The following is a 19,262-nucleotide window of genomic DNA, read 5'->3' as shown; positions in this document are numbered from 1 at the left end:
GTTTAAAAAATTTGGAGAATTAAAAACTTCGATTAAAATTTACATTTTCATTTACCAGATTTTATTAGGTTATGGCAAAATCAAATAAGTCAACAGGAACAGACAAGAAGACAAATGCAGGAAACGAACCTGCGGAAAAAGCATCCTCCAAATCGAAGAAAAAGAACGAGGAGCTGGATGAAGAGGACGATCTTTATGAAGATGAAGAGGAAACGCCTGCAAAGGGAAAAAAGGGAAAGGCTTCACAGAGTGAGGACGATGATGAGGAAGACTTTGATGAGGATGATGACGAGTGGGATAAAGTAGAAGAGGACGAAGACTGGGATAAGGATTTTGAAGAATTTGACATTCCAAAATCGAAATCGAAATCCGGTGGCGGAGGCAAGGCAAAAAAATCCTACGAGGAAGACGAAGAGGAATTTAAACCGGACGAGGAGTTTGACGATCTGTTCGGTAACAATGATGATGATTTTGATGACGACGACGATTTCAGATAGAAATCAAACAGGACCGTTTTTAATAAGAGACATTGGGTAGTGAACGAACAGCAGGCCAAAGTTTTCCTTTAAATGACGCTGTCTTGATAAAGACAAAGGTGTTAAACTGGTTAAGACGGTTTAACACCTTTTGTTTTCTGGACTCCTGTGGTTTTCCGGACCAGCAGTTTGATTTTCTGGCTGGTGCGGGTGTAAGACGCAAGGTGGTGCTTACAGGCACAGAAGCTTTGGATGTTTTTGAAGATTTTTTGAAGAAAAAGAACACATGGCTGCTGGGGCATTGGAACTATGAACTGGAAACCGGTGCCGGACAGCGCTGGTCCGGAAGGGCAGATGCGGTTGGGTTTCCCGAAGGCTTTTTCTTTGAGCCCGAATGGCTGCTTTATGTAAAAGAAGACCGGCTTTATATTGAAGGGGAAAATCCCGAGCATTTGTATCATGAACTGCTGCGGGAACCGGTGGTACAGGCTGCACCTTTACTGTTGCAGCAGCCCGTGCGCTGCCGGGTTAGCAAAGACGCCTACCTCGAAACGATCCGGCAACTGCAGGCGCATATTCACCGTGGCGATTGTTATGAAATCAATTATTGTGTAGAATTTTTTTCGGAGGCCGCTCAAATGGACCCTTTTGATGTGTACCATCAACTTGCAGGGCATTCACCCAATCCGTTTTCCGGACTTTACCGGGTAGATGATCAATGGCTGATTTGTGCAAGCCCCGAACGGTTTTTAAGAAAGACGGGCCAGCGGCTGATCAGTCAGCCCATAAAAGGTACCCTTTCAAGAACGGGCACAGATACTGCCAGCCTGGATGCGGAACGCCGGCAGCTGGCCAACAGCAGCAAGGACCGGGCGGAGAATGTAATGGTGGTGGACCTGGTGCGGAACGATCTGTCGCGGATCTGCCGTGAAGGATCGGTGCAGGTTGATGAATTGTTTGGGATTTACAGCTTTGCGCAGGTGCACCAGATGATTTCAACCGTTTCTGGAATGGTGGATGAGCCGGTTTCGATGTCTCGTATTTTAAAAGCAACATTCCCTATGGGGTCTATGACCGGCGCGCCCAAGATCCGGGTGATGCAACTGATCGAGCAGTATGAAAAAAATGCGCGGGGTATCTTCTCCGGCGCATTGGGATACATACAGCCCAACGGTGATTTTGATTTCAATGTGGTGATCCGGAGTTTGATGTATAACGCGCAATCGGGCCATCTCTCTTATAAAGTAGGATCAGGGATCACTATTTACAGCGAACCGGAGCTGGAGTGGGAAGAGTGCCTGTTAAAGGCAAAAGCCATTGAAGCCGTGCTGGGAGGGCGTCAGGGGCTTTAACGTGTAGACATGGCGCGGCTCTTTTCAAAGAGCCGTATCCGGGGCTTGGCCGGTTACGGTATTCCAAGTATTCACATCGCGGAACCGTTTGGGCTAGTCATTTTCATCGGTTTTTACAAAACCATTTTCTCCGAAGCGGTACCCATGTTCCTTCTCCAGGTACTCCCGGATCCCGTACATACTTTTATCCCGCAGGTTTGCTTTTGTTTTAAAATTCTGACGGCTTTTTTTAACAGTTTCAATACTGATATGCAGCTGATCTCCGATCTCTTTATTGGTTTTCCCCATTACCGCCATTGCCATGATCTGGAACTCTCTCGGAGCCTTTGATTCATTATAGGAGTAGTGCTCTTTTGTTGCAACCGTATCTTTAGAAGCTTCAAAGCTAGACGTGCCATCAAGCACATCGCTGATCACTGAGATAAGGGTATCAACGGGTTCGTTTTTATGCACGTAGCCGTCAAAGCCCATTTTGATCAGCTCTTTTTTGTTGAAAGAAGCATTGGTATACGCGATTATTTTGGGCGTTTTAAACAGGTCTTTTTTCAACTGGGCACAACCCTTATCCCCGTTCAGGCCGGTTAAAATAATATCCAGCAGGATCAGATCGGGTTGAATTTTCGTGAGGGGTTCCCGGGCACTTTCAATATTATAATACTGCCCCTTTAAGACCAGGTTATCAAATCGTCTCAAAATATAAGCTAATCCTTTTTGCATTACAGGATTATCTTCTATGATCACATAATTGTAAATACGGTCAGTCGTCATTGCTGCTAAAACTAGTTTTCCAAATAATAGGGGATGATCAGGTACGGAACACCTTCTGCCGGAGGCACTGTTATATCAATCTTTGTTGTCATTTGCGATACCGGAATTATACCAGGGCTCCGGAAATCGATGTCAATACAGCCACTTTCTGTTGCTGGCTGTACACTGAAAGGCATAATCAGCTGCTGCATAATCCGGAAAATACCAGGCGCAACCGCGGAACATTGCATACGGTTTCCGGTAACAGAAACACCTTCATCATTTGCAGTGGGTCCGCGCCTTTCCCAGGCATAGAGGTTGATCCTGGTAGAGGGCTGGTGATCATCTTTACGCGTAAACATTGCGATTTTTTTCTACGTATCAAAGCTAACACTTAACTGCGATTTTAAAAAATACTACTTGTGGGTATTGCCAAGCGCATAACCGCATACTACTTTTACATTAGCAACCACACTGTATTATTGACGCCCAATGGGTTTATTATGAGACAATTACAAACGACGCTGCTTTGGCGTGCCGGTAACTGTGCACGCTTTTTTTATTTTACGACGGGCTTGTTCCTGATGCTGTTATTTATGGCTTGCAGCAAGAAGGATACACAGGTAGCCGATAACGGAACGGAGAAAGATGCGGCAACGCTGCTGACTGCAGGTCAATGGAAACTGGATACCTGGACCTGGGGGATAGATCCGGCTGATGCCAAAGGCGAAAGCGGCGCACCGGTTGTCTTATCAAGCTGTGAGAAAGATGATGCAACCCTGTTTAAAGCGAACGGAGATGTGATCATGGATCCCAAAACGGTGTGCGGAGGTGATGATCCGGGTGCTCAGCTAACAACGGACAAATGGGAATTTACGGGTAATAAGACCGGCATTATTATAGGAACAGGGGCAGACGCAGTTACCTATACGATCGTGGAACTTACAGCGAACCGGCTCAAAATGAGAGAAACCTACATAGATGAAGGTGCTGTTTATGTGAGTGAAATCGTATTGATCCATTAACTACGGCATCCTGTTTTTCTAAAAGAGTTTAAGGATACTTCCGGGCTATGCGGCTGCCTGGCGATTTTGCTCAGGACACAATCGCTTCCGATCGATAATACCGGGTCAGAAAAAGGATCACTGCACCGGGAAAGAATACCAGGCTGATAAGGCCGATGCCGGAAGCCATCATGATAAAATATCCTGTAAAGAACAACAGGAGCAGGATGGCTGCCAGGGGTTTAACGGTTACCTGTTTTACAAAGCTGATGCCCAGGAGCAGGAGAACGGCAGAAAATGCATAAGTGCCAAAGAAAAATGCAGTGCGGCTGTTCAGATACCGTCCCGAAAGAAAAAATAACAATACCAGTTCCGGAAGCACCAGCACCCAGCAGTATAAGGCATAGGTTATAAACCGTTTTGCAACAGACACCGGAAGGCTCCGGTAAAATGAAAGATATTGCTCTTCATACCTGCGAAGCCGGTTGATAAATACGCCATTAGCCAGGATGCCAAAACTGAAGAGCAGAAACGTGAGCTGCAGATCGTCCGGTGCCAGCTGGTTATTTGCGCTTGTAAAGTACAAAACGGTACAGGTATACAGCTTGATACCCAACCAGGCAAGCTTTTGTGTTTGCTGAACAGCGCGGATAAGGATGCCGGAATAAAACAGCATGGGGTTGGCCGCAGGACCTTTGAATCCCTTTAAAAAAAAGCGGCTTCTTTCAGGGTTATTTAATACGTATACATGCCATGCTGGAAGCAGGGTGCCACATGCGACGAGCAGGATTAACACAATTATTGTTGCGGTAACGCGCTGCAGATAAAACCCCTCGGTAATGACCAGTACCAGGTAGAAGGTCAGCGGCAGCAGCAGGATGAAATCCGTAATGGCGAAAAGTGTATACTGGAGCCTCCGGGGCAGATTTCTGAAAACAGAAAAGAACCGGTACGGGGGCTGCTGTAGCAGCTGGGTGATAAACACGGCACATTTGCGTGCATAAAACCCCCACAACAGGATTGCGATCACCAGGAACGCAGGAATGCCCAGCAGGGCTTTTATCAGTCCATAATGATATTTAAAGAGCCCCGCACCATCTACGGTGCCCACTACAAAAAAGAACATGGTAAATACAAATACAAAAGTGCCCGCATTTTCCCTGTAAAAGGGCTTTACAAAAGATTGGTAAAATATGCGGAACAAGGGGCTCAATAGCGGATCGTTTTGTTGTCAACCATGAGTTCCCTGCAGAACGGCAGCAGGTCCGGGCCGGGATCCTGGTGGGAGCTTAATATAAACGAGCGGCCCTGCTGCTGTTGGTCCAGCAGTAGTTGTACCAGTTGGTTGCAGGCCGGCGCATCCAGGGTAATAAAGGGCTCATCCAGCAAGAGGAGGTCCAGTTTTGAAACGCCGGTAAATGCAAGGATCAGCGAAAGCTTTTTGAGCATGCCGGCCGAATAGGTGGCTACCGGGTTATGTATGTAGGAAGCAGCGCCAAACAAGCGTATCAGCGCAGCACTTTCTTCCGGGGGAGATTTCCGGATCTTCCGGTAAAGCGTAATCAACTCTTGGCCGGTTAAAAAGCCGGGATACAAAGGTTCGGCCTCCGCCCAACTGATCCGCTGCCGGTAAAGAAGAGGAGCGTTTGTTTGTGAAATGCCACCCACCGAGATGCTGCCGTCAAACGGGATCAGCGCCGCCGTCATTTTTAAAAAGGTGGTTTTGCCCGAGCCGTTTTCTCCTTTCAGCCAGTAAATACCCTTTGGAAGCCGGAGTGATGGAATGTTGAGGATCAACTGACGGTTATACCGTTTGGTAACAGATGTGATCTCCAGCATACAGTGGTTATTTAATAAGGCCTAAGATAGCTCATTGCGGTTTGCTGTTTTGTTAACGGAGCTATAAAACGGCAAAGGTTGTGCGGTAAGGCAACCGGAGGGCGGGTAGGAAGGACGCCTATGTAACATCCCTTATCTGCTTACCCGCCAGCCGTTAGCCATTTCCGCTGCTATAAAAAAGACTATTGCTGAACCGGGTTGCCTTCTTTATCCAGCAGAACAACCTGGAACTGTTCCCTGGTTTTAGCACTCAACAACGTTTGATCACCTACCAGCAGGATCACCAGGTTCCGCGGATCGGAAAGCTTTGTCTTCGCCAGGCGGTTCAGCTCTTCCCGTTTAAAATTTTTCAGGATACCGGTTTGTTTTACTGCAATATCATCAGGGAGGTTGTATTCTAAAATGTCACTCAGGTAATAGGCTTTCTGATAACCGGTTTCATATTTACGGGCCTCACTTTGCAATTTGGCACTCTTGGTAAAATCCAGTTCCTCTTGTGTGGCACCTTTATCGCGATATTCGGTAATAATGCGCAGTACATCGTGCAGGGCACTATCCGTGGCGGCAGCTTTAATACCGGAATAGAACGTATAAGAACCGGTGTATTTGCTGCCGCTGAAATAAGCCCCGGCGCCGTAGGTCCAGCCTTTATCCTCCCGAAGGTAAAGATTGAGCCGGCTGTTGAACACACCGCCCAGCGGATAATTCATGATGCCGGATTTGTAATAATCGCCGGTACCATCAAACCGCATACCGGTACGGTTCCCGATCCGGAATTCCGTTTGGGCCGATTTTGGAAAATCAACGATATAAAGAATGGGCTTGCCATTTACCGCAGGGCCGGGTTTGAAATCGGGCAGCTGTTTTATGGCCGGTGCTGTTTTAGGAAGTTTTGCAAGGAAGGCGGTTTTATTTTCGATCTCCTGCTTAGACAGATCACCAATCACGATTACTTCCGCATCTGCGGCGGAGAAACAATGAGCATAGAAATTTTCAACATCTGCCAGGGTAATGCCGGCAAGCGTTTGATCGGTGCCGGAAGTATTCCTGCCAAAAGCGCTGTTGCCAAATAGCAACTTGTTATAGACCGACGTGGCTACACTTGCGGGCCGGGTAAGGTTGTTTTTATAACCTTCCATATATTGATTCCTGATCCGGTTGAATGCCGCTTCTGTAAACTTCGGTTGCAGGATACGCTCTTCCAGCAACGCCAGGGTTTGATCCAGATTCTTTTCAAGACTCCGCACTACAATATTGGTGGCGTCGGTAGCCGCGCTTACAGATATGGAACTGCCCAGCAGATCGAGTTCTTTGCTGAAATCTTCCGCCGAGCGGGTCTTTGTGTCTTCATTCATCAATGCGGCAAATAATGCGGCCAGTCCGCTTTTTTCAGCCGGTTCTGCCAGCCTTCCGCCTTTGATGCCGATCATAATATTTACTACCGGTATTTCCTTTAACGGGCTGCCGATATAGTGAATGCCGTTCTTTTTTTCTTTCCAGAATGCGGGTGCTGCTACTGCCAGGTCATTTCCTGCAGGAGGCATTTTGCTCCGGTCGAAATTATCTTTTGCTTTTGTATAGGTGAGGCCTGCATAACCATAATCGGGAGCGCTGTAGCCGCTTTTATCGATTTCATATTTAGAATTGCCAGCAATATTATCCGGATCGTCCTTCGTAGCTACACTCAGGCGTACGGAACCTTTTCCTTTGATGTATTTGTTATAGGCGTCCATCACTGCCTGGGGGGTAATGGAACGGTAATTTTCCAGGTACCTGGTGATGAAGTTGGCATTACCGGTAAATGTATAAAAGGCCGCCAGGCGGGAAACCTTTCCGCTCACCGATTCGAGTCCGTAAATCGTTTGGGATTCGATCCCCGATTTGAATTTATCAACATCCGCCTGGGTAACACCTCGTTGTTCAAAATCGGCAAATACCTGTTTTACGGCCGCATCCATTTCTTTCAGCGACTTGCCCTTGGCCGGAGTAAGACTGATGGTAAATTCACTCGACAACTCCGAGCCCATATTATAAGCGCCGGCACCCAGGGCCTGCTGGGTTTTTACCAGCTTCTGATAAAGGAGGGAATTGTTGCCCTGCCCGATGATCTCGGCCAGGCAGTCGAGTGCGGCTTCTTCTTTTGTATACATTTCAGGAGCCGGGTATACGATCTGCAGCCGCGGTAATTTGGCATATTGATCCACCATGGTAACATACCGGTCCTTGTCCAGGGCAGGTACCATCGGCCCCATATTCTTTACGGCCGGTCCGGCCGGAATGCTGCCAAAATATTTTTCAACCATCTTTACCACATCTGCAGCAGCTACATCACCACCAACAGTAAGTACAGCGTTATTAGGGCCATACCAGCGTAAAAAGAAATTCTTAAGATCGTTTACATTGCCGCGGTTCAGGTCTTCGATATAGCCGATCGTAAGCCAGGAATAGGGATGGCCGTAAGGATAGAGGTTTTTACTGGAGTTTTCAAAAACAAGACCATAGGGCTGGTTGTCATAGTTCTGGCCTCTCTCATTTTTTACGGTGGCACGTTGCACCTCGAATTTCTGTTGCGTTACCGCATCCAGTAAAAAGCCCATACGGTCTGCCTCCAGCCACAACATTTTTTCCAGCTGGTTTTTGGGCACGGTTTCAAAATAATTGGTCCGGTCGCGGTTGGTGGTACCGTTCAGTGTTCCGCCGGCTTCGGTGATGATCTTAAAGTGCTGCTCATCGGCCACGTTATCCGAGCCCTGAAACATCATGTGTTCAAAGAAATGCGCAAAGCCGGATTTGCCGATCTCTTCCCTGGCGGATCCTACATGGTAGGTAACGTCTACATGCACCAGGGGATCGCTATGATCTTCATGAACGATCAGCGTAAGCCCGTTGGGAAGTTGATAACGGCTAAAGGGGATCACCACGTCGTTGTCCTTTGCGGTTACTTTTTCCATCAACCGGGCCTGGGAATAACTAAGATGAGTGCAACATATGGTTGCCAGGAGCAGAAACAGTTGTTTCATAAGCATGAAAAATTTTTACTTTTTGAATGTAGGTTCCTTTACAATGGCTGTTGATCACAGGACGCCGGCAGGGATCACCGGCATCTGTTTGAGGAGCCTTTCTAAAATTAAACAAGTTCTGCGGTAAAAACAAAATACAGGGGGACCTGTTAAACAAAAAAAACCACAGGAGGATCCTGTGGCAGACATCTGGATGAAATTCTAAATTTAAATCTCAAATCTCAAATCTCATATCTGAAACCTTAGTTCCGGTACTCCGGGTTGATCAGCATCTGAATGGACTCGTTCAGCATCTCATTCTTCTTCTGCAGGAACAGGTCTACTTTTTCTTCGGGAAGTTTCAACTGATAGGTGCTGTTGGAAGCGAGTACTTTGTCAAGACTGGGATTAAGCTTGTTGAAATCCGCAAGCGACATCTCCAGGTATTTGGCAATGGCGGTTGCATTATAGCGCCCGCTGATGGTTTGTACCTTTACATTTTGCTGGGTAACCTCATCCTTTACGGTTTTCATCATGGCCAATGCCTGATCTCTGGAAACGGTGGTTACACCGCCCTGACCTTCCATAATGTAATGGGTGGCTATGAACTTCTTTACATGGTTTCTGCTTTCGGCAGGCAGGTAGTATTGAAGATCCCAGAAGTCGTTGCTCCCAGCTTTATTGATGGCGGAATTAACACGGCCCGGCCCGCAGTTATAAGCGGCTACTACCAGCAACCAGTCCTTATAAAGATTAAAGAGATAATTCAGGTATTTGCTGGCAGCCCTTGTACTTTTCAGGTAATCGGTACGCTCATCCCGGCCACGGGAAACATTCAGTCCCAGCCCGCGCGCGGTTTCCGGCATAAACTGCCAGGGACCTACAGCTCCAGCCCAGGATACCAGGTTGGCCCGCAGATGCGATTCAATCACCGCCAGGTATTTTAATTCTTTGGGGATTCCGCTTTGCGATAATACATCGTCCATCATATCGAAATACGGACGTGCCCAGGTCTTCAGCTCGTTTAATTCTCTTGCATTGCGGTCGATATAATCTTTCACAAAACTGATAGCCTTGGGGTTGAGGTGTTCCGTTTTAATGCCTTTAAAGCTGGCTGCTTTGAGCTCGGTATTTTCAAACAGGTCTTTAAACCCGGCCTTGGGATCGGCTTTTACCAATTGCTCAACAGGCGCTGCGGGCACCGCTGCGGTTTCTTTTACGGGGCTCAACTGGGCATGCGCCGACGTAAGGGCACAAAGCGACATGATTGAACTGCCGATAAAAACAGTTAACTTATTTCTGCTCATTATTTTTTCTGTCGTGTTTTAATAATAGAACTTTTATAAAAAACGCAGTTTGGAGTGTAAGCTTTAAGATAACGATTATGAAGCTAAATTATTGTTGCTAAAAGACAGCAAAGATAATTCATTAAAGGGTGCTGCCATTAACTGGACGCCAAAAGGCATCTGGTGGGTTGGATGGGTAAACATAGGAAGCGAGATGGCCGGTACTCCTGTAAGATTGGCCATAACGGTGTAGATATCAGCAATATACATGGCAATCGGATCCTTCGATTTTTCACCGATTTTGAAGGCTACCGAGGGCGCAGTGGGTAAACAAATAAAATCGAACTCCTTGAAAATCAATTGTAAATTATTTGTTAAAATGCGCCGTACTTTCTGAGCCTGGGTAAAGTATGCATCATAATAGCCGGAACTTAAAACGAAGTTACCCAGCAGGATCCTTCTTTTTACTTCCTTTCCAAATCCTTCTGAGCGATTCCTTTTGTAAAAATCGTCGAGTTCGGTATGATTATCGGCCGCCGACCGGTATCCATATTTTACACCATCAAACCTGGAAAGGTTCGAAGAGGCTTCGGCCGTGGTAAGCACATAATAGGTAGGAACAATATAATCCAGCAGGTCGAAATGCACCGGTGCTACGGCATGCCCCTGGGCTTCCCACTGGTGCAACTGATCTTTGATCGCACGGGCGATCTCCGGATCCAGGCTTTCATGTTCCAGGGCTTCCGGGAAATAGGCAATTTTATACCGGCGGTCTTTTTCGAGCTGTTGGGAATAGGCTGGAACCGGTTGTTGGGATACGGTACTATCGTATGCATCCGCACCGGAGATCACTTCCAGCACCAATGCCGTATCGGGGATGGTTTTGGCAAAAACGCCGATCTGGTCAAAAGAAGACGCATAGGCGATAAGCCCGTAGCGCGATACACGGCCATAGGTGGGCTTTAGCCCGATGATACCGCAAAAATCGGCCGGTTGCCGAACGGAACCGCCCGTATCACTGCCCAGCGACACCATGCAGAGCCCGGCCTGTACGGCTACTGCCGACCCTCCCGATGAACCACCGGGAATACGGCTTTGGTCTGCAGCGTTCAATACCTTTCCGTAGGCAGAATTTTCGTTGGTGGAGCCCATTGCAAATTCATCGCAGTTGACCCTGCCGATGATAATGGCGCCTTCAGCTAAAAGCCGCTCTACCGCCGTTGCGGAGAATACGGAAGTAAACCCTTCCAGTATCCTGGATGCGGCGGTTACGGTATGTCCTTTATGGCAGATAACATCCTTAATGGCTACTACAACCCCATGCAGCTTTCCATGAGGAGCGGGCAGCTCGTCCAGTTCGGATGCGCGCTGCAGCGCCTCAGCAGCATACACCTCAATAAAGGCATTGAGTTGTTTGCTTTCTTCAATCTTTTTCAGGTAAGTTTCAACGGCATTCCTGCAGGTGGTTTCACCATTTTGCAGTTGCGTTTGGTACCGGGCAATAGAAATAAAGTCCTGCAAAAGAAAATCGCTTTTGTAGTCAGAAGGAAAATATTAAAAAAAGGTCTTATTCCTGGGTAGGTGAAGTTCTTTTAGGCTCAGAAGAAATCGTATTGGCGCTCTCTTCGATCTCCCGCTTCACATTGTCTTTTGCGTCATTGAATTCGCGTACTCCTTTACCCAAACCTCTCATCAATTCAGGAATTTTACGGCCTCCGAATAACAACAGCACAATCACCATTATAATAATGATTTCGTTGGTTCCCAAAGCACCCAATAATTGAAAATTTGCCATGATCAGTAAAAATTAGTGTTCAAATATACGGTTTGTATCGTAATCTGAACGATTAAATATAAGATTGAAGATTACAAAGATTATTACGTCAAAAAAATGCAATTGTTTTAAAAAGGGCAGAATAATTTTGATATTTTTTATCAGAGGAGCGGATCCGGTGTAAACGGACAACGTACAAGATCTTGCGGAAGAGGGGCTTGGAAAGCAGCAGCCGGCAAAAAAAAATCCCGCAAAAAGCGGGATCCTGAATATTGTATAACGGTATTGTTTACGCTTTTGCCGCTTTTTTAACGTCGGCAACAGCCATACGTTTTTCACGGATACGGGCACTTTTACCAAAACGCTCTCTTTGATAGAACAGTTTTGCACGGCGCACCTGGCCCACTTTGTTCAAAACGATCGATTCGATGTTGGGAGAAGTAAAGGGGAACAATCTTTCTACTCCGATACCGTCAGAGATCTTCCGAACAGTAAAAGTAGCAGTGCTTCCGTTACCCTGTTTTTTAATAACGTCTCCTTTAAAAGACTGGATCCGCTCTTTGTTACCCTCAATAATTTTGTAATTAACGGTAATGTTATCGCCTGCTTTAAAAGCGGGGAACGTCTTTTTGGGGGTCAGTTGTTCGTGTACAAAGTCTATAGCGCTGCTCATAACTCTAAATTTTTAGTCCGATTTAAATATCGGGATGCAAAGGTAGCAAGGAAATTAATAATTTCCAAAAAAAAAGAACGGATATTGCTGCTGAAGCCGTTTACAGGCGCTTGAGCATATCAATTGTTTGGGATTCGACCGGTTCCTTACGCTTCCGGGTTGCCCGTCTGCCAAAAAGCAGGATGCAGAGCGCGGTAAAGGCGCACAATGCCATGATCCCGCCCATGGGCACTGCGGTTTCATTATGAAATACACTCACCATTACCGTACTGAAAGCGCCTACGGCCATCTGGATGCAGCCCAGGAGGGCAGAAGCACTTCCGGCATTTTGTGCAAAAGGAGCGATGGCCAGGGCGGAGGCATTCGGAAAGGTAAAACCCTGGCAGGCCAGGAACATACAACAGAGTGCGATGCTGCTGTACAGTCCCCACCAGTTCAACGCAAATCCTGTGAGCAACAATACCCCGGCCAGGGTTTGGAAACTGATGGCCCTGGGAATGATGTACTCGCTGGGATATTTGCGCAGGATGCGGGCGTTGATCTGCGTAGCTGCTACCAGCCCCGCAGCTACAATGGTAAAGATCCAGCCATACACTTTTTCACTCACCCCAAAAAGCTCCATAAATACATGGGGCGAGCCTGCAATATAAGCATAGAGGCCGGCCGCTGTAAAGGATCCGGCAAAGGCGTAGGTAACAAATTGCTGCTCCCGGAATACGGCTCCAAATTTTCCAAGGATCGACCTCGGGTAGAGGGAATAATCCGGATCGGGCTTTTTTGACTCGGGCAACAGGAAAATCACCATGGTAAGGATTACCGTACCGATGATGCCCAGTACGATGAAAATGGCCTGCCATCCAAAGGCTGCGGCCAGGTATCCGCCTGCTGTTGGAGCGATGATCGGCGATACGCCCACCACCAGCATCAGCAGGGAGAATATTTTGGCGTTTTCGCGTACATCAAAAAGATCCCTCACAATAGCCCGCGATGCCACCATGCCCACACAACCGCCGATGGCCTGGAAAAACCGCAGCGCAATGAGCATTTCAATGGAACTGGCCATGGCACAACCAAAGGACGCTACAATATATAAGGCCATGCCGATATACAGCGGCTTTTTGCGCCCGTATTTATCCAGCAACGGTCCATAGAGCAGCTGCCCGATCGAAATGCCGATGAAAAAACCGGAAAGGGTAAGCGAAACCTTGCTCACATTGGTATGCAGGTCTTTTGCAATATCCGGGAAACCCGGGAGGTACATGTCGATGGAAAACGGACCGATAGCGGATAACAAACCCAGTATCAGTAAACGAATAAACCTTTGCTCCTTCATAAATCAGGAGCAAAGGTACGGGTAAGGTTATGGATTGACTGGTTAAATTACCCTTTATACTGGTATTTATGTTGCCGCCAATTGAGCGTAGCCTTATTGCTGCCAACTGAGAACCGGGTTAAAAAAGAGCCTTTCTCAGTTTGCGAAAAAGCTGCGCCGGAAGTACCGGCCAACGCCATCAGGATCCCAACTGTTTTTTTCATCATTATAAACGCCTTTTAATTAAAAAATAAAGCTGAATCCAATACCTAAAGATTCCAGCGGGTTCCTGCTGAAGGCCGTGTTAAAGCTGAATGTGTTCGTTTTAAACTGCTGGGTTCCGTCAAAATCTACTTTGTTGTTACTATAATTCACCGCTAGCAATGAGGGAATGAGGAGCTCCATATGCAGGTGATCCAATACCCGGTATGCGATCCCCGGCGTAACTCCCAGTCCTATTGAGGATGAGGTTTGGTTGATTTTTCTTTTAGACGATGGCAGGTCTTCCTTCACCGTTGTTTTTCCGTAGGAATAACCGAGGCCTGCTTCACCGAAAAAGTAGAAATCATGTCCCAGCTCTTTATAACACCGGTTAAAAATACCTGCAGTGAAGCTTGTGTTTTTTTGCTCACTCCCATTGGAGTTCATTTCATTCTTAGTGCCGGCATACCCCAGGTTAATGCCAAATACGCGATTTTCTTTATACGCTTTGCCTGCCCGGATGGCGATCTGCCCGTTGGTGTTTTTTTTACTGGACGTGTCACCTTGTGTTGTAAAACCAAGCTGTCCGCCCAAAAGCGTGGATCCTTTTTCAACCTGGGCATTCGAATAAAAATAAGCACATGTCATCAGGGCTACCGTAAGTAGTTTTGTCTTCATAAATTCAGTTTTTTGAAGGTTAAAAAGTCAATTTTGAATAAGGATCCAAAAATAGGGAAACAGTAGGTGTGAAAAATGTCTTTAACGAATGATTATCAGAATGAAATGTAAATAAAAAAGTCTTTACATATTGTAAAGACTTTTAACGTTTTTATAGTTGGAAACTGTATTACCGGGCTACATTCACCGCTCTTTTTTCCCGGATCACGGTTACCTTAATCTGGCCGGGGAAGGTCATTTCTGTCTGGATCTTCTGGGCAATTTCAAAAGAGAGCTTATCACTGTCCTGGTCGGAAACTTTATCTGATTCTACAATTACACGCAGCTCACGGCCTGCCTGGATGGCATAGGCTTTTTCCACGCCCTGATAGCTGGTGGCCAGGTTCTCCAGGTCCTTGATCCGCTGCAGGTATTGCTGCATGATCTCGCGGCGTGCTCCGGGGCGGGCACCACTGATGGCGTCGCAGGCCTGTACGATGGGGGAGATCACGTATTGCATTTCCGTTTCGTCGTGGTGTGCGGCAATAGCGTTCACCACAGCGGGGTTTTCTCCATATTTTTCTGCCAGTTTTGCACCCAGCAGCGCATGGCTCAGTTCCGATTCTTCATCCGGAACTTTACCGATATCGTGTAATAACCCGGCGCGTTTAGCCAGTTTGGGATTCAGTCCCAGCTCCGAAGCCATGATGGCGCAAAGGTTGGCGGTTTCCCGGCTGTGCATCAGCAGGTTTTGTCCGTAAGAGGAACGGTAGCGCATACGGCCTACCATCCGTACCAGTTCTTTATGTAACCCATGAATACCGAGGTCGATCACAGTACGTTCTCCAATCTCCATTACCTGCTCTTCGATCTGTTTGCGGGTCTTTTCCACTACTTCTTCGATACGTGCCGGATGGATCCGTCCGTCGGTAACCAGGCGCTGTAAGCTCAGCCGTGCAATTTCGCGGCGCAGCGGGTCAAAGCAGGAAAGCAGGATGGCTTCCGGGGTGTCATCCACAATCAGATCCACACCGGTAGCGGCTTCAAGGGCGCGGATATTCCGTCCCTCACGACCAATGATCTGGCCTTTTACCTCGTCGCTTTCCAGGTTGAAAACAGTGATCGAGTTTTCAATCGCCTGTTCGGCAGCGGTACGCTGTATGGTTTGTATAATGATTTTGCGGGCTTCTTTATTGGCCTTTTGTTTGGCTTCATCAATAATTTCCTGCTGGATGCCGATGGCCTGTGTTTGGGCCTCATTCTTCAGGCTTTCTACCAACTGGCTTTTGGCTTCCTCGGCGGAGAGACCGGCAATTTTTTCCAGGCGGCGGATATGCTCTTCCTGGTGTTTCTCCAGTTCGGTCCGTTTTTTATTCACCAACTCAATCTGGCGGTTCAGGTTTTCTTTGATGGCGTCGTTTTCCTTGATCTGCTTGTCGGCATTGATTTCCTTCTGGCTCAGGGATTGCTCCTTTTGTTTGATGCGGTTTTCGGATTCAGCCAGTTTCCGGTTGCGCTCGGTCACTTCTTTTTCATGTGTGGCTTTTAAAGAAACAAAACGTTCTTTGGCTTCCAGCTCTTTTTCCTTCCGGATGGTTTCGGCTTTTAATTCTGCTTCTTTGAGGATGTTTTTGGAATGTAACTCCGCTTCTTCAATTTTCTGCTGTGTATTTTTTGCAAAGATCAATTTACCGGCGATAATGCCCAGCACGAGGCCGCCGAGAATGTAAACAATTATTAAAGGATCCATTAAATTTCATTTTATTTTTCTTTTCAGAAAAAGATTCGATAATTCATTAAAATATAATACCAAACCGTTGTTTTATTTAACCGGAAAGGCATAGCGGCGAAGATACAAAAGCAGCATCAAAAAAATACATCTTTAGGTGAACTAAATTATATCCTTCGAAATGAGGTGCTTATAACACAGCTGAAAGGGGCTGGCAGCCGGCTGTAAAGAGCGCCGGCGAAACTCAATGGTAAGGTGCGTACATATGCTCAGGCTGAATGTACGCATAGATTTCACAGACTTGCACGGAAGACTGGGTTTTAGAGCGCATACCTGTGGTGGTCTGTTTGGTTGGTAGGCAGTTTTGTATCTTGAGATTAAAAGTGTCGGTCAATGCCGGTATACGCCGGTAAATGCGCGGGCATAAATTTCATGGATCTGCTGCTCTGAAAGATCCATCGGGCAGCGGGCCAGGAGGCGCTTCTGAAGGATTCCGTCGGCGGCCAGGGCGGCGGCGGCTGATTCGGGGATCTGAAACCCGCCCAGGGTTTTGGGAATGCGGACGGCTGCTGTTAATGCCGCCAGGGCATCAATGCATTTTTCAGCGGCTTCAGGGATGCGCAGCCCTTCAGCACTATGTCCCAACGCTTCGTAAACTACGGCAAGCCGCTCAGTACAGGACGGAAGGATGTATCCCAGCACATATGGGATCAGCACCGCGTTGGATTCGCCGTGCGCCAGATGAAATTGTCCGCCCAGCGGATAGGCCAGGGCATGTATAGCGCCTACGCCGGCATTAAAAAACGCCATGCCGGCAAGGTAACTGCCATAGGCCATGGCCGCACGGGCTTCCCGGTTACTGCCGTCTGCAACGGCCTGCTGCAGCGAACTTCCGATCAGGCGGATGGCGTGCAATGCCAGTCCGTCGGAATAAGAAGTGGCATTTACCGAAAGGAACGCTTCGATGGCGTGGGTAAGGGCATCGGCACCGGTAGCGGCAGTAACTCTTGGCGGAACCGACATGGTAAAAGCGGGATCTACGATGGCTGCATCGGCCAGCAGGTAATCGTGCACCACCACGTCTTTGGTCCGTTCCAGCGCCAGTACCGAAATGTTCGTTACTTCGGCCCCGGTACCGGAGGTTGTGGGGATCAGGATTTTGGGGAGTCCGCGCTGTTCAATCTTTTTGGTGCCGGAAAGGTTGAGATAGTCGCTTACGGGCCCGGCATTATGCGCAAATACCGCCACCAGCTTGGCCATGTCCAGTGCGCTGCCGCCTCCGAACCCGATGACCAGGTTAAAATTGCCGTTCCTGCCAAAGTCGATCGCGTGCTGACCGGTTGCTACCGTAGGTTCGGGTATCAGATCGCTGTAGATGGTATACGGGGTCTGTTGCGCCGCCAGGATGTCCAGTACCGGACGAATGATGTCAAGCGAAACCAGCGCCGGATCGGCAATGATCAGGACCGGTCCCCCGCCCAGTTGTTGCAACAGGCCGGATAATTGTGCAATGGCATCCCATCCGATTGCAGTATGGGGAACCGGCTTTATGATGGTGGCCCCTGCAGGGGATCGGAGTATCGTTTCGTTAAAAAAAGCTGCCATAAAAAGGTATAATATTTTTTTTGAATCACCACTTAAATTCAATTATCTTAGTCGCTATTGAAAGGGGAAAATAATGACTGGTGTAAAATTATAAAAAGCGGTTTGAGGGCAGGTGCTACTGTAAGATTGTATTATGATTGCGTAGAAAAATAGTACTGCTTTTACCGGTCTTTATTGCAGACCGGATACGGAAGATCCGCTACCTGCCTGCTTATTAGATATCACGGTGTTTAAATTAAATAATGAACGAAAAGATGCTATCGGCCGGTACGGCAATAACAGAGATTACTCCGCCGGTGGGTTCCATAATTAACGGGGATTTTTTTTCGCACCACGCACAGTCGGTCGAAGATCCGCTTTATGCCAAGGCAATCGTATTGCAATCGGGCAATACCCGTTTTGCGCTGGTGATGGTGGATATCTGCTCGCTCACTTATGAATTTCTGAATCCCGTAAAGCAGCAGATTGAAGCAGCAACCGGTATACCGGTGCAGTACCAGCTCATCGCAGCCACACATGTGCATTCCGGAGGATCCGTTACCGGTATTTTTTTATCGGAGATAGATACGGCGTATTGCGCTTCCCTGGCTACGGCACTGGTGCAGGTGGTAACGAAGGCTTGTGAACAATTGACGCCCTGTATGGTTGCTTACGGATCGGCCAGCATTCCGGAGCATGTGGTTTGCCGGCGGTATCGTATGAAAAAAGACTTCCGGCCTTTTGATCCTTTTGAAAAAGGTACGGATACGGTGGTGACCAATCCTTTCGGACAGGAAGACCAGATCCTTGAGCGGGCCGGTGAACCGGATCCGGAACTGGCTTTTATGGCCCTACGTTCGTTGGACGGGGCCTGGCTGGGCGTCCTGGCCAATTACTCCCTGCATTATGTAGGTGATTTTCCAAGAACGGTAATATCCGCCGACTATTTCGGATATTTTGCCCGTTCGCTGAAGGAAATGCTGGGCGCCGATGACCGCTTCGTGGCCCTCATGTCAAACGGTACCAGCGGCAATATCAATATCTGGGATTTTTTAGACCCGCACCGGTATCCCGGCGAGCCGTTTGAAAAAAGCAGGCTGATCGGTGCCACACTGGCCAAACAGATCGTTGCTCTTGTGCCTCAATTGCAGTGGGATGCATCGGCTGCCCTCTCAGTAGAAACCACTGTATTTGAATGTGCCGTACGTAAACCGGCAGCTGCGGAACTTGCAACAGCGCAGCAATGGCTGAATGATGTTGCATTTGAACCGGATACCCGTACGAATACAGAAACTGTCAAACAGATTTATGCGCGGGAACAATTGTTTTTAGCAGCAGGGCCCGACCGTTGTCCGGTCCATATTCAGGGAATCCGCATCGGTGCCGGAAGGATCGGAACATTTCCCGGGGAGCTTTTTGCAGAAACCGGGTTATGGTTAAAAGAACAGCTGAAGGATGCTCCGTATTTTACCATTTGCCTGGCAAACGGAAATATCGGCTATGTACCTCCTCCGCATGAAATGGAAGCGGGAGGCTATGAAACCTGGCGTTGCCGCACCAGCAAACTGGAGGCCGGCGCAGAGCCGGAGGTAAGGGCCCAAATGAAGCAATTGCTCGCTGGTTTATAGA

At 47.8% G+C, this 19,262-nt stretch carries 18 protein-coding genes; 4 read left to right on the top strand and 14 right to left on the bottom strand.

Annotated features, from left to right (window positions below; translation table 11 throughout):
• The first annotated feature begins 71 nt into the window (after positions 1 to 71).
• Entirely contained in the window at positions 72 to 497 is a 426-nt protein-coding gene (locus LQ567_RS08140; protein ID WP_231004003.1) for a hypothetical protein, read from the top strand.
• A gap of 83 nt (positions 498 to 580) precedes the next feature.
• Complete coding sequence (locus LQ567_RS08135) at positions 581 to 1,828, top strand: anthranilate synthase component I family protein (RefSeq protein WP_231004001.1); 1,248 nt, start codon at positions 581 to 583, stop codon at positions 1,826 to 1,828.
• Positions 1,829 to 1,921: 93 nt separating this feature from the next.
• Here the strand turns inward: LQ567_RS08135 and LQ567_RS08130 are convergent, their stop codons facing one another.
• Positions 1,922 to 2,596: a response regulator transcription factor gene (locus LQ567_RS08130; RefSeq protein ID WP_231003999.1), complete on the bottom strand. Its 675-nt coding sequence runs from the start codon at positions 2,594 to 2,596 to the stop codon at positions 1,922 to 1,924.
• Positions 2,597 to 2,607: 11 nt separating this feature from the next.
• Positions 2,608 to 2,937: a hypothetical protein gene (locus tag LQ567_RS08125; protein WP_231003997.1), complete on the bottom strand. Its 330-nt coding sequence runs from the start codon at positions 2,935 to 2,937 to the stop codon at positions 2,608 to 2,610.
• A 141-nt stretch (positions 2,938 to 3,078) separates the two neighbouring features.
• On the opposite strand from LQ567_RS08125, the gene LQ567_RS08120 reads away from it, so the two are divergent.
• Positions 3,079 to 3,600 carry a lipocalin-like domain-containing protein gene (locus LQ567_RS08120; RefSeq protein ID WP_231003995.1) on the top strand — a complete coding sequence of 174 codons (522 nt, stop codon included), beginning with the start codon at positions 3,079 to 3,081 and terminating at the stop codon, positions 3,598 to 3,600.
• 70 nt (positions 3,601 to 3,670) lie between these two features.
• On the opposite strand, the gene LQ567_RS08115 is transcribed toward LQ567_RS08120, so the two are convergent.
• From LQ567_RS08115 to LQ567_RS08060, 12 genes are all read right to left on the bottom strand, one after another.
• Positions 3,671 to 4,792 (bottom strand): hypothetical protein, encoded by a 1,122-nt coding sequence (locus LQ567_RS08115; RefSeq protein ID WP_231003993.1) that lies wholly within the window; start codon positions 4,790 to 4,792, stop codon positions 3,671 to 3,673.
• On the bottom strand, positions 4,789 to 5,418 hold the full coding sequence (locus LQ567_RS08110) for an ABC transporter ATP-binding protein (RefSeq protein WP_231003991.1): 630 nt from the start codon (positions 5,416 to 5,418) through the stop codon (positions 4,789 to 4,791). The genes LQ567_RS08115 and LQ567_RS08110 overlap by 4 nt, the downstream gene beginning before the upstream one ends.
• A gap of 182 nt (positions 5,419 to 5,600) precedes the next feature.
• On the bottom strand, positions 5,601 to 8,438 hold the full coding sequence (locus LQ567_RS08105) for a M16 family metallopeptidase (protein WP_231003989.1): 2,838 nt from the start codon (positions 8,436 to 8,438) through the stop codon (positions 5,601 to 5,603).
• A 242-nt stretch (positions 8,439 to 8,680) separates the two neighbouring features.
• Positions 8,681 to 9,724 (bottom strand): lytic transglycosylase domain-containing protein, encoded by a 1,044-nt coding sequence (locus tag LQ567_RS08100; RefSeq protein WP_231003987.1) that lies wholly within the window; start codon positions 9,722 to 9,724, stop codon positions 8,681 to 8,683.
• Between the two features lie 75 nt (positions 9,725 to 9,799).
• Entirely contained in the window at positions 9,800 to 11,224 is a 1,425-nt protein-coding gene (gatA, locus tag LQ567_RS08095; RefSeq protein ID WP_231003985.1) for an Asp-tRNA(Asn)/Glu-tRNA(Gln) amidotransferase subunit GatA, read from the bottom strand.
• 46 nt (positions 11,225 to 11,270) lie between these two features.
• On the bottom strand, positions 11,271 to 11,498 hold the full coding sequence (locus tag LQ567_RS08090) for a Sec-independent protein translocase subunit TatA/TatB (protein WP_231003983.1): 228 nt from the start codon (positions 11,496 to 11,498) through the stop codon (positions 11,271 to 11,273).
• A gap of 268 nt (positions 11,499 to 11,766) precedes the next feature.
• Positions 11,767 to 12,150, bottom strand: coding sequence for a 50S ribosomal protein L19 (gene rplS, locus LQ567_RS08085; protein WP_231003981.1), 384 nt, complete (start codon positions 12,148 to 12,150; stop codon positions 11,767 to 11,769).
• A gap of 100 nt (positions 12,151 to 12,250) precedes the next feature.
• Positions 12,251 to 13,483, bottom strand: coding sequence for a multidrug effflux MFS transporter (locus LQ567_RS08080; protein ID WP_231003977.1), 1,233 nt, complete (start codon positions 13,481 to 13,483; stop codon positions 12,251 to 12,253).
• Positions 13,484 to 13,530: 47 nt separating this feature from the next.
• The gene (locus tag LQ567_RS08075) at positions 13,531 to 13,689 is read right to left on the bottom strand and encodes a hypothetical protein (RefSeq protein WP_231003974.1); all 159 of its coding nucleotides are present in this window, start codon (positions 13,687 to 13,689) and stop codon (positions 13,531 to 13,533) included.
• A gap of 16 nt (positions 13,690 to 13,705) precedes the next feature.
• Entirely contained in the window at positions 13,706 to 14,341 is a 636-nt protein-coding gene (locus LQ567_RS08070; protein WP_231003971.1) for an outer membrane beta-barrel protein, read from the bottom strand.
• 169 nt (positions 14,342 to 14,510) lie between these two features.
• Positions 14,511 to 16,070, bottom strand: coding sequence for a ribonuclease Y (gene rny, locus LQ567_RS08065; protein ID WP_231003970.1), 1,560 nt, complete (start codon positions 16,068 to 16,070; stop codon positions 14,511 to 14,513).
• 369 nt (positions 16,071 to 16,439) lie between these two features.
• Positions 16,440 to 17,654 carry an iron-containing alcohol dehydrogenase gene (locus LQ567_RS08060; protein ID WP_231003968.1) on the bottom strand — a complete coding sequence of 405 codons (1,215 nt, stop codon included), beginning with the start codon at positions 17,652 to 17,654 and terminating at the stop codon, positions 16,440 to 16,442.
• 242 nt (positions 17,655 to 17,896) lie between these two features.
• Between LQ567_RS08060 and LQ567_RS08055 the strand changes: the two genes are divergently transcribed.
• A complete protein-coding gene (locus tag LQ567_RS08055; RefSeq protein WP_231003966.1) occupies positions 17,897 to 19,261 on the top strand; it encodes a hypothetical protein in 1,365 nt (454 codons plus the stop codon).
• Position 19,262: the final 1 nt, after the last annotated feature.

The organism is Niabella pedocola (genome assembly GCF_021044425.1).
Taxonomy (GTDB): domain Bacteria; phylum Bacteroidota; class Bacteroidia; order Chitinophagales; family Chitinophagaceae; genus Niabella; species Niabella pedocola.
Note: the sequence above shows the minus strand (reverse complement) of the source record. Positions and strands in the feature narration are given on the sequence as shown.